Genomic DNA, 13852 nt, shown 5'->3' with positions numbered 1-13852 from the left:
CGAATTTAAAATGTCCAGGTGAAAGCGGCGGTTGCAGACCCCTCATTGCGCCGCATCACGATCGGGCTGTCATTCGCACGATCGCTAAGCCAGGTATAGTCCGCGCTCAGGACCGTCCCCCAGTGAGCATCGAACTGATGGCTCCAGGTCAGGCTGGTGTCGACGCCATAAAATCCACCCGGCGCTGAATAGCGGCGATATCCGGTGCGGCGGCTCTGCTGCTCGCTGACCCCATACCACGTATTCAGATAACGGCTGTCGCCAAACAGGGCCGCAGACTGCAAGGCGACCGTGTCCTGGTTATTTTGTACCGGGATCAGCGTAATGGAGGCCTGATAGCTTGCCCCCTGACTGTCGGTTAACGGCAGCGTCGTTTTGCCTTCCATGCTCAACCATGGCGCGGCCTGCCAGCCGACGGCAAGGCCGGTATTCAGGGTGGCATTAATGTCCCCCATCCCTTTCAGGTTGTTTGCACCCTCACGCCAGCCAGAATTTTTATCAGCCCTTCCGGGGTCGTAGCCCAGCGTATGTTCGAAATACCAACCGCTGTCGTTTTGCAGGTCATATCCCACCCCTTTTTGTGCATCAACAAAGAAAGCGCCTTTGCGTCCCTGCAGCACAGGAACCACCTGCCACACCTGCTTGTCTGAGCCTGAGTAACGCGGGGCATATTGCCCTCCCAGCCCGACGGTTAAGGAATCGGACGCGGTGCCATCATCCGCCTGCGCGGTGGATGCCACGACCATCAGAAGCGGGACGGACATATACAGGACTTTTTTTATCGCTATCATACTGCTCTCCTTACAGACGCTGGCGTCTCCTGAGACAGGGACAGCCATACAATGTTGGCGCAGTATGATTTGGCTGAATCAATGAATCGTCGGGATAGTGTTAAGAAATGGTCAAGGTGAACGGATGTTATCCAGAAGAGTGCTGATTATTGAAGATGACGCCGACGCGGCTGGCGTGCTCGAAGCCTATTTACGGCGTGAAAATTACGACGTGACCATTACCGGGGACGGTCTTTCCGGCCTGGATATGGCGCAGCGGTGGAAGCCCGACCTCATCCTGCTGGATGTAATGCTGCCGGGACTTAACGGCACCGAGGTGCTGGCGGGCCTGCGTCGTAAAAGCGATGTGCCGGTGATCATGGTCACGGCCATGGGGGATACTCCCGATCGCATTGGCGCCCTGCGTTACGGTGCCGATGATTACGTTGTGAAGCCTTATCATCCGGGCGAAGTGGTGGCGCGGGTGCAGGCGGTGCTGCGGCGCAGCAGTAAAAAAGAGACAGAGGAAAAGATCCTTCGCTGGCAAACGCTGGCGGTGGATGTCGCCGCCATTGTGGCGTGCGTGGACAACGGCGACGACGCGCCTGTGATGCTCGATCTTACGCCAACGGAATTCTCGCTTCTGGCAACGCTGCTGCGCTCGCCTGCGCACCCGTTCTCCCGCCAGTATTTACTGGAACACTGTTTGCCGGAAAGCGAGGCGCTGGAGCGCGTGGTGGACACCCATATTTATAACCTGCGTAAAAAACTCGAAGCGGTGGGTATTTCCGGCGTGCTGATCAACGTGCGCGGCGTGGGTTACAGGTTCAGACAGCCATGATAAAAAACCGACACGCCTCTCTGTGGCGCTGGATTTGCGCACGCATTTTAGCGCTGGCCATCGGCAGCGTGATCGTCATTGCCACCTGCATGTGGCTGCGCTATGCGGTCCAGAACTACTGGATCATGGGCAGGATGCCGCCAGCGGTCCGGCAGGAGTTTCTTACGCTCAGCCAGAACCCGCAGGCCAATCCGGCCCGCTTCCACTCGATTGTGGACACCTGGTGGGGCCTGAGCTATTCCACGCCGTCCATCGCCTCAGCCGACTGGGTCACGGTGGCCCTGCTGGTGCTGGTGATGATCCCGTTTATTGTGGTGATGGGGCTCAAACACGCCCGCCCGCTGGCACTGCAGTTCAGCCGACTTCGCGATGCGGCAAAGGATGTCGCCGAAGGTCAGTTTGGCCGTCAGGCAGAGCTGATCAAAGATGCACCGGCAGAAATGGTCAGCTTTGCGACCGACTTTAACTCTATGACGGGACAACTTGCCCGCTATGAGAAAGAGCTCCGCGCCTCGCACGTCGCGATGGCGCATGAGCTGCGCTCGCCCCTGACGGCCGCCATCGGGCGTCTGCAGGGCATGTTAGACGGCGTGTTTGATGCCAGCCCGGCGCAGCTGGGCATGGTGATGAAACAGCTCCAGCACCTCAACCGCCTCACCGATGAACTCCACCTTCTCTCTTTGGCAGACGCGGGTAACCTTGTGCTGGAGGACCAGCCGTTCTGTCTGGATGAGCTGATTCAGGAGCGGGCTGCCTGGATCATGCCCCAGGCGGATGCGCATCATTTCAGGATAACGCTGCGTAACCCGCACACCAGCCCCTTCCGGGGCGATGCGTTCCGTATGGGGCAGGTCGTTACCATCCTCATGGAAAATGCGCTACGTTACAGACGCGAAGGCGGTCACCTTGAGGTGGCACTGCATTACGCCAGCGGGCATTACATCCTCGAATTCACCGATGACGGGCCGGGCGTGTCGCCCCAGTTCTTACCGGAAATGTTTAAACGCTTTAGCCGCGAGGAGCAGTCCCGCGCGCGGCATTCCGGCGGCAGCGGCCTTGGTTTGTCCATCGCCCGGGCGATTTGCCAGGCGCATGGGGGTGAGATTAGCGCATCATTACCGGAAACCGGCGGCCTCGCGGTGCGCATTTTGTTGCCCTGGTATCCCTCCGATAATGAAAATCTCCACTCTTGATAAAGCCTTGACAGAACATCGAATCTTTCTCGACGTAGCGCGCATTTAATAACGCCATTCCCTTTATGGAGCGGCGTTATGTCAGACGAATTTTTTCTCTCCCTCCGCCACTGCCTGCATCATTTGTACGGCGTGGCGCGTACCCTTTCCTGGCTGCATTTTCTTCCCCTGGCCCTGCTTGCGCTGGCGATTTTTCCGCTGACCGGCTGCGGTGATAAACACGAAAATAAGCCCAACCCTGTGCGAACGGTACGCTACGTCGTCGTTGGCACCGCCCACTCCCTTCCCACGCTGGAAAGAACCGGTGAGATCCATGCCCACGATGAAACGACCCTGAGCTTTCGTACCGGGGGGCGGATACTGACGCGTAGCGTCGATATTGGTGACAGTGTCACCGCCGGACAGCTGCTGGCCACGCTTGACAATACGACCGGGCAAAACCAGCTCGACGGCGCTGAGGCCGATTATGAAGGCGCCAAAGCCTCAGCGCAGGTCGCCGCGCTTAACGTCAGTCGCATGCAAAAGCTCATGCCAACGGGTGCGATAGCCCGCACGCAGCTCGACAGCGCCCGTGCGGACTGGCTTGTCGCCCGCGCGCGCTTAAAAAGCAGCGAGGCCGCGTGGCGAAATGCCCGCGAAAGCCTCGGCTGGACGCGCCTGAACGCGCCACAAGCGGGCGTCATTACGGCCGTGAACGCCTCTGCGGGACAGGTGGTCAGCGACGGTCAGTCCGTGCTGACGCTGGCAACCGGGGAAGTCCGCGACGTGGTGTTTGATATTGCCGCGCCCGATACGATCCCGCCTCTGGATAAGGCGGTTTTGCAGGTTTCCCTGCTCAGCGCCCCGTCGGTACAGGCGTCTGCCCTACTGCGGGATATCACCCCGCAGGCCGATCCTCAGACCCGCACCTGGCGCGCCAGGGCCACCCTGCAAAACCCGCCGGCGGCCATGGCGCTGGGTGCCAGCGTTACCGTCACGTTGCCATCGTCAGCCCCGCACGGGTACACCCTTCCCGCGTCCGCGCTGACCCGAGCCGGCGACAAACCGGCGGTTTTTGTGATTACCCCGCAGTCGCGGGCGCAACTGCGCGTGGTGGTGCCCGCCAGCTATACGGCCACCTCCGTCATGATTGCCTCCGGCCTTGAGCCCGGCGACAGGGTGATTACAGCGGGCGTGAGCACATTACGATCCGGCGAGCCGGTGATTGCCGAAGAGATTCAGCCATGAACACAGGATCGGAAACCAAATTTAACCTCTCCGCCTGGGCGCTGAAGAACCAGCAGATGGTCAGCTTTTTCATGCTGCTGGTGATTGCGATGGGCGTGTTCTGCTATGAAAAGCTGCCGCGTAACGAAGATCCGGCATTCACCATTAAAACGGCCGTCGTCTCCGCGCAGTGGCCGGGAGCATCCGTGGCGGATACCACCCGCCTGCTGACCGATACGCTTGAAAAAAAGCTGCAGGAAACGCCCTGGCTGGACTATCTCGAAAGTGAAACCCGGGCCGGACGCACCGTTATCCACGTCAACCTCCGTGACGATACGCCCCCGCAAAGCGTGCCGGACATCTGGTATCAGGTTCGCAAAAAAATGCAGGACATCGCGCCGTCCCTGCCTGAAGGGGTGCAGGGTCCTGCCGTGGATGACGAGTTTGACGACACGTTCGGCACAATTTACGCCTTTATTCCCGAGGGTTTCACCCTGCGGGAGGTGCGGGTTCGCGCAGAGACAATACGGCGCGAGCTGATGTCCCTGCCGGATATGGGTAAAACCACCCTGCTGGGCGAACAGCAGGAGCAGTGGGTTCTCGCCTTTTCTCCGGCGCGCCTGGCCGGTATGGGGCTGGATATTCAGGCGGTCGCCGACGCCCTCCGGGCGCAAAACGCCGTTGTCCCGGCAGGAACGATGCGTACCGGGCAGGAGAACATGGCGATAAAGGTCAGCGGGGCGCTCACGACCGAAGAGAGTTTACGCGCCGTCACGCTGCACGTTAACAATCGCTATATTCCGCTGACCGACATTGCCACCGTCACCCGGGAAAACGCCGAGCCACCGGCCCCGGCCTACCGGGTGAACGGCAAACCGGCTATCGGGCTGGCGGTCTCGATGGCGCCGACAGGCAACATGCTGCGTTTCGGTGCTGCGCTGAATGCAAAAATGGCGACCCTCAGCGCCGGGCTGCCGCACGGTATCGAGATGGTGAAAGTCGCCGATCAGTCAGCGGTGGTGAGTGATGCGGTAAGCGGGTTTATCCGGGTGCTTATCGAAGCTGTTGTTATCGTGCTGGCGGTCTCATTTGTCTCGCTGGGTTTACGGGCCGGACTGGTGGTGGCGACGGCCATCCCGCTGGTGCTCGCCATGACGTTTGCCGGCATGATGCTCGCAGGCATCGGCCTTCAGCGTATCTCGCTCGGGGCGCTGATCATTGCCCTGGGCCTGCTGGTGGATGACGCCATGATCGCCGTCGAAACGATGGTCTCCCGGCTGGAAGCCGGGGATTCCCGTCGGCATGCGGCCACCCATGCATTCAAAACGACGGCCTTCCCGATGCTCACCGGTACCCTGGTGATGATTGCCGGCTTTATTCCCGTTGGTTTTGCGGCCTCCAGCGCCGGTGAATACTGCTTTTCCCTGTTTGCGGTGGTGCTCATCGCCCTGCTCTGTTCCTGGGCTGTCGCGATCCTGTTTTCGCCGTTGACGGGGACGTGGCTGCTGCCGGAAAAAGTCAGACATCACGCGGCGGGCCCCGGAAAGATCGCGCGCGGGTACGGACGGCTTTTACGCCTGGCACTGCGTCACCGGGTCGCTACCGTGCTGCTCGCCCTTTCCGCGCTGGGGCTGTCAGCGTACGGCACGACGTTTATGCAGGGCGAGTTTTTCCCTGCCTCCGACAGGCCTGAACTGCTGGTCAGCCTGACGCTTCCGGCCAACGCCTCGCAGCCGGAAACCCTCAGAGAGGTGGAAAGGCTGGAAAAAGCGCTGGCCGACAACGGCAATATCGATCGCTTTTCGACCTACGTTGGCTCAGGCGCCATCCGTTTTTACCTGCCGATGGACGTGCTGCTGGAAAATGAGAATATCGCCCAGATGGTTGTGGTGGCTAAAGACCTTGAGGCGCGGGATCGTCTGCATGCGCAGCTCAACAGGATCCTGGCGACGCAGTTTAGCGACATCATCACGCGGGTGTCGCCCCTTGAGCTGGGGCCGCCCGTCGGCTGGCCAATCAAATACCGGGTGAGCGGGCCCGATTATCTGCAGGTCCGGGCGTTTGCGAACCGTCTCACGGACGCGATTGGGCAGTCCCCGTACTCACGCGACGTTAACCAGACGGCCGGAGAGCCGGAGAGGGTCATCACCCTTGAGGTGAATCAGACGGCGGCCAGGGCGGCGGGAATATCGTCAGAAAGCCTCGCCCGCACGCTGAACACCGTCTGGTCCGGCAGCGTTGTCACGTCCATAAGAGATAACGACCGCCTTGTCGACGTGGTGCTCCGGGCCACAGACAATGCGCGCCACAGCACCGCCACCCTCTCCTCACTCACGATTCAGGGGAACGACGGTAAAAAAATTCCGCTCAGCGCCGTCGCGACGCCGGTCTGGGGCGTGGACGATCCGGTCATCTGGCGTCGCCAGCGCGTGCCCTTTATCACGGTGCAAACGGATCTTGCCCCGGGGCTGAAGGCTGAAGCGGTATCCGCGGCGCTGCGTCCGGCGGTGGATAAACTGCGCGCGAGCCTGCCGGCAGGTTACAGCATTGAAGAAGGCGGCGCGGTTGCCGAATCGGATAAGGGGAACAGCTCCGTCTTTACCGTTCTTCCGGTAACGCTGGTCATCATGCTGTTGCTGCTGATGCTTCAGCTGCGGCAATATTCCCGGATGCTGCTGGCCCTCCTGATGGCCCCGTTTGGTTTACCGGGGATCGTGCTGGCTATGCTGCCCGGCGGAACGCCGATGGGGTTTGTCGCGCTGCTGGGCGTTATCGCCCTGGCGGGGATGATCGTGCGGAACGCGGTGATATTGATTAGCGAGGTTGACAGCAATCTTGCTCAGGGGATGACAAACGATGCCGCGATTATGGCGGCTGCGGAACACCGGGCCAGACCCATCTGTCTGACCGCCTGTGCCGCCATTCTGGGCATGATCCCCATTTCTCACCAGGTCTTCTGGGGTCCAATGGCCTATGCCATCATCGGCGGGCTGCTGGTTGCGACGCTGGTGACGCTGACCGTGTTACCCGCGTCGTTTAGCCTGCTGTTACAGTGGGGCGCTCAGCGCAAAGCCACAGAAGATGAACTGCGCTGAGGCTCCACCGTTTCCCGGCTGATTACGCGGCGGTCAACGCAAAACGGTCTTTCAGGACATGGCGGATTTCATCCTCCGCCAGCTGCCGCGCTTCAGTGCCGTTCGCGGTGATGGTTTTCAGCATATCGCCCAGTAAAATCTGACGTCCTTCCGGGCTGTGCTGTACCACCACCCGCTTCTGCACAAAGATCGCATCCGGGTGCGTGGAGTTAAGGTAGTTGGCCGGGACGAAATCAATCCATTCCTGAGGCGTGAGATCAAAGCCGTATTGCCGGGCCCACTCCCCCTCCACCTTCGCCTCAAGCAGATATTCGCCCTCCGCACTGCGGCTTAGCCGAAACGTGTCGAAATCCTGCGTGATATCCACATCAAGCGTGTCCAGCGCCATCGGCGCACGAATGCCGTAGCTGCCGAACCCGAGGTCGCAAAGCCACTGTCGGCTCTCCACCTCGGCAATCAACGCCATATGGGTTTTCGGCCGCCGCGCGGGGTAGAACATCGGGCGCGCCGCCACGAAACGGTAAGGTATCCCTAACGCCGCCAGCGCCATGGCAAAAAGCCCGTTTACCTCATAGCAGTAGCCGCCGCGCCCCTGCGTTAACACCTTATCAGCAATGTCGTCTGGCGCCAGCGAGACAATTTTACCCGCCTGCACGTCCAGATTTTCAAAGGGAACGGAAAAGAGCTGATGACGCATCAGCGCATGCAGGGTGGCCGTATCGGCAGCCACTGGTCCGGTGTAGTTTATGCGTTTGAAATAGGTGGAAATGTTAAAATTATCGCTATGCATAATGCCTCCTTGTCCTGAACATGCCGGACACTATAGATGGCGCGCATCATTGGCTGTATAGTCAGTTTTATCGAAAATTAGCCTGAACAGATACCCATGTCTGCCCCGTCCCAGTCGTCCCCACACTATCGCCGAATTGCCGAGATGCTGCGCCTCACGCTGACGTCTGGCGCGCTGCGCGCCGGTGACAGGATGATCTCCGCGCGTAAACTGGCCGAGCGCGAGCACGTTAGCCTTCCGACGGCGCTGGAGGCCCTTCGCTGCCTCGAGGCTGAAGGGCTGATCGTTGCGCGCCCGCGTTCAGGTTACTACATCCGCCAGACCAGCCTGTCACCGCGCGTGGAGCCCGCGCGCTCCTCACCCGGTCCGGTCCCCGTCACCCTATCCGCCGTGGCCCGGTCGCTGTTCAGCAGTGCAGAAGCCCGGCTGATCCCGCTGGGCGCCGCCCTGCCCGATCCCGCGTGGCTGCCAGGAGACGCGCTGCAGCGGGCGTTGCACTCCGCGGGCCGTCGTCTGGACGCGCATGGACAGAGCTACAGCCTGCCCCCGGGAAGAGCAGACCTACGAAGTAAGATTGCCGCGCGTTCTGCGCAATGGGGAGCCCGGTTCGGCGCGGACGATCTCATTATCACCTCGGGCGCGACGCAGGCGCTGCGCCTGGCACTTCGGGCCGTGTGTCAGCCAGGTGATGTGGTGGCAATTGAGCAGCCCGCCTACTTTGGCACGCTCCTGCTGCTGGAGGATTTAGGCCTGAAGGCCTTAGCGATCCCCACCGACCCTGTGGAAGGCCTGCTGCTGGAGCCGCTGGCTGACGCCATTCGCTGCCATCGCCCCGCTGCCGTCCTGGCCTCACCCACCGTGCAAAACCCGTTGGGTGCCAGCATGCCCGTCGCACGCAAGCAGGAACTGGTTGCCCTGCTTGAAGAGGCAGAAATTCCGTTGATTGAGGACGATGTTTACGGAGATCTGGTCGGTGAGGGGCAACGTCCTCCGGCCTGCAAGGCGTTCGACCAGAGCGGGAATGTGATTTACTGCAGCTCCCTGTCTAAAACGCTTGCGCCGGGGTGGCGAATCGGCTGGATTGCCGCCGGACGCTATTACACGCAGGTCTTGCAGGCCCGCATGGCCGGAGACTGGGCAGGTGCACCGCTGCTGGAAGCCGCGACGAGCGAGATGCTGGCAAGCGGCGACTACGACCGTCACCTGCGGCGGCTAAAGCGGCGGATCGCAGAGGGAATAGCCGCCGTCGTGGCGCAGGTCGGGGCGAGCTTTCCGCCTGGTACCCGCGTAAACGTGCCCGCTGCCGGTTTCCTGCTGTGGGTCGAACTTCCTCCGCAGGTCAACGCGCTGGAGGTGCATGGTCGCGCGCTGGCGCGGGGTATTGGCGTCAGCCCCGGTCCCCTGTTTTCTCCTGGCGCAGAACTCACGCACTTTCTGCGGCTAAACTGTGCAAACGAACCGACGCCCCGCCTGCTCAATGCCGTAGGGCAGATTGGGGCACTATGCCATGAACTGGCCGTTTTCACACCAGACTCTCCAGCCACTCGGTAAATACCCGCACTTTGCGGGAGAGGTGACGGTGTGGGTAGAGCAGTGACAGCTTGCGGTCCGGCGAGCGATAGGCTGGCAAGACCTCAACCAGCAGGCCGCGGTCAATGTAAGGCTGGAGAAAGAGATTCATCCCCTGCATTAACCCCAGCCCGGCCAGGCCTGCCGCGATGTAGGCCTCGGAGTTATCCACCACAAGCTTACCGGGCAACGTCATCTCCGCGACGCCTTCTGGCGTGGTAAACGTCCACGGATGAATATGTCTGCTGCTGGTATTAATCCAGTTGATGGCCTGATGTTTACGTAAATCATCCGGCGTTTCTGGCGTACCGTGTTTTGCCAGCCAGGCCGGGCTGGCGCAGGTCGTGATTTTGATGTTCCCGATTTTACGCGCGATATAATCACCGTCGTCCAGCTCTCCCACCCGCAGCACGCAGTCCAGGCCATCCCGCAGCATATCCCGACGGCGGTCAGAGCTGCTCAGAATGATGTCGATCTCAGGATGCTGACGATAAAAATCAGGCAGATTGGGTATCACCCGCAGCGTGGCAAAAGAGACCGGCATATCCACACGCAGCTGACCGTGTATTGCCCGGTCCGTACCAAACGACTCCAGCAATTCGTCCGCCTGCGCCAGCAGGGGTTTACTCTGGCGATAGAATGCCTCCCCATCCGGCGTCAGGCTAATCCGACGCGTTGTGCGCTGCAGGAGCCGCGTGCCGCTGTGTTGCTCCAGAAGCTGTAACGATTTGGTGACTGCCGGACGATGGATCTGCAGATTCTCCGCCGCCTGGGTAAGACTACCTGACTCGACAATTTCAATAAAAATTCGAATAGATTCAAAGAGGTTTATTTGCATAAAGGATTTCAAACCGCGAACGGGATATTGTTATTGATTTTATAACAGTGATGAATCTTTTAGGCTATTTTTCCTAACAATATTGCCCCCTACACTCTCCTCCATTCAAACGTAAGGGAGAGTCTGCTATGAAAAATAACCGTATCTGTCAGATCCTGGGTATCGAAAAGCCTGTTATTCAGGGGCCGTTATCCTGGCTTACCGATGCCCGTTTAGTTGCCGCGGTCAGCAATGCCGGCGGGCTCGGCGTGCTGGGACCCAATGCAGGCTTAACCGCCGACACCGCGGTCTCCACGCCGGAGGAGACCGCCGAAAAAATGCGTGAAGAAATTCGTAAAACCAAACGGCTGACCGAAAAACCGTTTGGCGTGAACCTGATCCCCACCGCCGTTAATGACGTCTGGACTGGACCAATTCTTAAGGTGGTAAAAGAGGAAGGCGTCAGGGCCGTGGTGTATACAGGCTATGGGGAAGGCAGCATTATTCCCGCGCTGTTCAGTGAGTTAAAAGAGGCAGGGATCGCTATTATCTACCGCGACATCAATCCCACGCCGGAAAACACCCGTCTCGCAGAAGATCTGGGGGCAGACATTATCGTCGCCACCGGTTTTGATGAGGGCGGAACGTTACCCGCAACGGCGCTTGGCACCTTTTCCATCGTGCCGCTTATTGCCGATGCCGTGAAGCACATCCCGGTGATGGCCGCGGGCGGTATTACCGATAATCGCACCGCCAGAGCAGCGCATGCGTTAGGTGCGGAAGGCGTGTTTGCCGGATCGGTCTTTATCAGTACCGAAGAAAGCCGCGTGCCGCAGGGGGTCAAAGAGAAAATTGTTGCCGCCAACGGCCTGGACTTACTCCTTTTTCGCACCGTGCCCCATTACTACCGCGCGCTTCCCGGCAAGCTGGCGGAAAAACTGGCATCGATGGATAAAGCAGGCGCAAGCAACGAAGCGCTGGGCAAGGCGATGGGAGGATTACGGGGCCTGCGTCTGGGCATGCTGGAAAATAACACCGATGAAGGCTATATCGCGCTCGGCACGGGGATTGGGAATATCCGCAGCGTGAAAAGCGTGGCCGAGATCGTCAATCTGTTAGCGGTTGAGTAAGCCCTCGGCGTCCTGATGGTTATCAGGACGCCCTGTGTTCTCAGGGAATAATCCGCGCGGCTCTCAGCTGCGCAAACAGGCGGAAAAACATCTCATCGGTCGCCTGCATTTGCGTAAAGCCCGCCCTGCGCAGCTTGCTCCCGTCACCGAACATGTCGTAATCCCAGCTAAAGACAAAATCGGCAAACCGCCCGTCGCTTAGCTGCAAAATATCCGCTTCCACCAGCCGCTCTTCGGCAAGCTCGCGCCATACGCCGCGATAGTCGTTAAACAGCTGATGAAATGACAACCTCACCGGCGGCGCAGAGTCCAGTTCAAACCAGCGTGCGATGCGCGGCCACAGCTCGCTCCAGCGCCAGATATCGCCATTGTTTACGTTGAAGGCCTGATTCTGTGCCGCAGGTGACGTGGCGGCCCACCGCGTTGCCTCGGCCAGCAGCCCGGCGTCGGTATGGTCAACAATGCTGCGCCAGGTCTGTTCTGAACCGGGAAAACGCAGCGGTAAACCCAGCGCCTTACACAGGGAGGCGTACAGAGCGATGCTCAGCGCAAGGTTCATGACATTGCCCGGCACCGCGCTCCCCACCACGCCCGGCCTGATGGCATTCCAGTGCCAGCCTTTTCCCCGCTGAAACTGGCTGAGCCACGTGAGCTGCGCGGCGTTAAATTCGGCACCCGCTACGCCGGGATCGCTTTCCCGCGCCGGGGTTTTAAACGGCCCCAGATGCGCACCATAGACTTTATACCCCTGCATCAGGCTTACCGTCTGCAAAGGTGCCGTTTTTTCGAGGGTGCTGACCAGATTACGCAGCATGGTGACGTTCGGCTCAACCATGTCTGCCCAGTTCGCCGCGTTCGCCCAGGCGCTGTAAAAGATGTGGGTGACACCGTTCAGGGCGTGCAGCGCCCGTGCAGTGTCCTGCGCATCCAGTAAATCGACGTTCACCACGGGGATGCCGTCAGGGTGGGTTACCGCGTGGCGACTGAGGCCGATCACCTCCCACTGATGGTGCAGGAGCGTGTTGACCAGCTGTCTGCCGACTATGCCGCTGGCGCCCGCGACCAGGGCGACGTTGTGTTGCTGCATCTTGTTCATGGTGTTTCTCCGGAAAGGGTGACAGACGCAGTGTGATATATTATTTTTTCTGGAGATATCCCCTGAAACCGATGGCACTTATAAGCAGAATCATTAAATGAATAATAAGCTCAATGCCATTTCTACCTTTCTGCGCGTCGCTGAAGCGGGCTCGTTTTCTGCGGCCGCCCGTCAGACCGGTATTAAGCAGTCCGCCGTCAGTCAACAGATCGCGGCGCTTGAGGAATCACTGGGTGTGGTACTGCTGCACCGTACGACGCGTAAGATGAAGCTGACCGAACAGGGTGAACGTTACCGGCGTGATATGCAGCTTGTGCTGGACGCCATGGGGGAAGCGGAGAGGCGTTTACATCCTGCCGATCATAGCGTTCAGGGGCGCGTCCATGTCCAGTTACCGAGCGGCCTGGGGCAGATTTTTTTGCCGCATCTGCTGGCGCTGCAGCGTCTGCATCCCGAGCTGCAGCTGATGCTTTCCCTGGATGACCGCCTTGCCGATCTGGTGACGGAGGGCGTGGATGTCGCGATACGGCTGAGCAGTGAGCCCCCGCAGGCGCATGCGGCGCGCGTGCTGGGGCGTATTGAAACCAGGCTGTTTGCCGCCCCCGGCTTTCAGGCGGTACGCGCCGTCAGCGAGCTGGCGACGCTGCCACACGTGCGGTTCAGCGGCATTCCGCTGGGTGCTCCCCTGCGCCTGATGTCTGACGAGGAGACGGTCGAGGTCAACGTGAATACTGTTTTCCGTGCCAACACCAGCGACGCGCTGCTGCAGGCGCTTGAGTCCGGCATTGGTATCGGCGGCATGCAGCAGCCGCTCGTGACACGCGCGCTGCAAACCGGCACGCTGGTATCGGTGCTGCCCGACTGGCGGTTACCCGATCGCTTCCTCTATGCCGTCTATCCTGACGCCCGCTTTATTCCGCAGCGCGTCAGAAAGGTCGTCAGCGTGATTGAGCAGTTACTGCCTGAAATAATAAAGAAAAACTGATTGTTTCCGCCGTAAATCACGTGCATTTTTTAATCGCAAAGAATAGAGTGTTTTTACCGTATTCCCTCTTTCTGGAGCACGTATGCCGGATTACTGTTTTTTCCAAAAAGGCCCGAACCTCATTGCGATTGAGAGCGCAAACACCGATGCGGCCGCTCAGCTCATCGCTCAGGGGTTTGAAAAACAGTTTGAGGAGATCGGCGCTGCGGATAAAAAAGGGGCGCTTACCCGCCTTGCGGATATCCGTAAAAACAATGAGATCGATCGCCATAACTTCCTGGCCGGAGCGGGCGAAATGCCGCTGATCGGCGTGCTGGCGGCTGCGGCAACCTGGGTGATGCAAAAGAAATAACGCAACGA

General features: G+C 59.7%; 12 protein-coding genes. 8 read left to right on the top strand and 4 right to left on the bottom strand.

Annotation, left to right across the window (positions count from 1 at the left end):
- Nucleotides 1-5: 5 nt before the first annotated feature.
- Nucleotides 6-791, bottom strand: a complete 786-nt coding sequence (locus AC0TOY_RS14405) for a MipA/OmpV family protein (protein ID WP_473721988.1) — start codon at nt 789-791, stop codon at nt 6-8.
- A 124-nt stretch (nt 792-915) separates the two neighbouring features.
- On the opposite strand from AC0TOY_RS14405, the gene AC0TOY_RS14400 reads away from it, so the two are divergent.
- The 4 genes from AC0TOY_RS14400 (at nt 916) to AC0TOY_RS14385 (ending at nt 7105) form a co-directional block, all read left to right on the top strand.
- Nucleotides 916-1611 carry a response regulator gene (locus AC0TOY_RS14400; RefSeq protein WP_008500520.1) on the top strand — a complete coding sequence of 232 codons (696 nt, stop codon included), beginning with the start codon at nt 916-918 and terminating at the stop codon, nt 1609-1611.
- Entirely contained in the window at nt 1608-2804 is a 1197-nt protein-coding gene (locus tag AC0TOY_RS14395) for a sensor histidine kinase (protein WP_473721987.1), read from the top strand. The genes AC0TOY_RS14400 and AC0TOY_RS14395 overlap by 4 nt, the downstream gene beginning before the upstream one ends.
- A 78-nt stretch (nt 2805-2882) precedes the next feature.
- Nucleotides 2883-4031, top strand: a complete 1149-nt coding sequence (locus tag AC0TOY_RS14390) for an efflux RND transporter periplasmic adaptor subunit (RefSeq protein WP_473721986.1) — start codon at nt 2883-2885, stop codon at nt 4029-4031.
- Entirely contained in the window at nt 4028-7105 is a 3078-nt protein-coding gene (locus AC0TOY_RS14385; protein ID WP_473721985.1) for an efflux RND transporter permease subunit, read from the top strand. Before AC0TOY_RS14390 ends, AC0TOY_RS14385 begins: the two co-directional genes overlap by 4 nt.
- A 22-nt stretch (nt 7106-7127) precedes the next feature.
- Here AC0TOY_RS14385 and AC0TOY_RS14380 read toward each other — a convergent pair whose 3' ends face one another.
- Nucleotides 7128-7895: an arylamine N-acetyltransferase family protein gene (locus tag AC0TOY_RS14380; RefSeq protein WP_248272148.1), complete on the bottom strand. Its 768-nt coding sequence runs from the start codon at nt 7893-7895 to the stop codon at nt 7128-7130.
- A 96-nt stretch (nt 7896-7991) separates the two neighbouring features.
- On the opposite strand from AC0TOY_RS14380, the gene AC0TOY_RS14375 reads away from it, so the two are divergent.
- A complete protein-coding gene (locus tag AC0TOY_RS14375) occupies nt 7992-9446 on the top strand; it encodes an aminotransferase-like domain-containing protein (RefSeq protein ID WP_473721984.1) in 1455 nt (484 codons plus the stop codon).
- Here AC0TOY_RS14375 and AC0TOY_RS14370 read toward each other — a convergent pair.
- Entirely contained in the window at nt 9418-10302 is an 885-nt protein-coding gene (locus tag AC0TOY_RS14370) for a LysR family transcriptional regulator (RefSeq protein ID WP_290094847.1), read from the bottom strand. The genes AC0TOY_RS14375 and AC0TOY_RS14370 overlap by 29 nt on opposite strands.
- 128 nt (nt 10303-10430) lie before the next feature.
- Here AC0TOY_RS14370 and AC0TOY_RS14365 point away from each other — a divergent pair, with 128 nt between their 5' ends.
- The gene (locus tag AC0TOY_RS14365; protein ID WP_473721983.1) at nt 10431-11411 is read left to right on the top strand and encodes an NAD(P)H-dependent flavin oxidoreductase; all 981 of its coding nucleotides are present in this window, start codon (nt 10431-10433) and stop codon (nt 11409-11411) included.
- A 40-nt stretch (nt 11412-11451) separates the two neighbouring features.
- On the opposite strand, the gene AC0TOY_RS14360 is transcribed toward AC0TOY_RS14365, so the two are convergent.
- Nucleotides 11452-12507, bottom strand: coding sequence for an SDR family oxidoreductase (locus tag AC0TOY_RS14360; protein WP_473721982.1), 1056 nt, complete (start codon nt 12505-12507; stop codon nt 11452-11454).
- A gap of 97 nt (nt 12508-12604) precedes the next feature.
- Between AC0TOY_RS14360 and AC0TOY_RS14355 the strand changes: the two genes are divergently transcribed.
- Nucleotides 12605-13492, top strand: coding sequence for a LysR family transcriptional regulator (locus AC0TOY_RS14355; RefSeq protein WP_473721981.1), 888 nt, complete (start codon nt 12605-12607; stop codon nt 13490-13492).
- 82 nt (nt 13493-13574) lie between these two features.
- A complete protein-coding gene (locus AC0TOY_RS14350; protein ID WP_248164238.1) occupies nt 13575-13844 on the top strand; it encodes a hypothetical protein in 270 nt (89 codons plus the stop codon).
- The last annotated feature ends 8 nt before the right edge of the window (nt 13845-13852 follow it).

The organism is Enterobacter sp. PL_is379, assembly GCF_055817355.1.
Note: the sequence above shows the minus strand (reverse complement) of the source record. Positions and strands in the feature narration are given on the sequence as shown.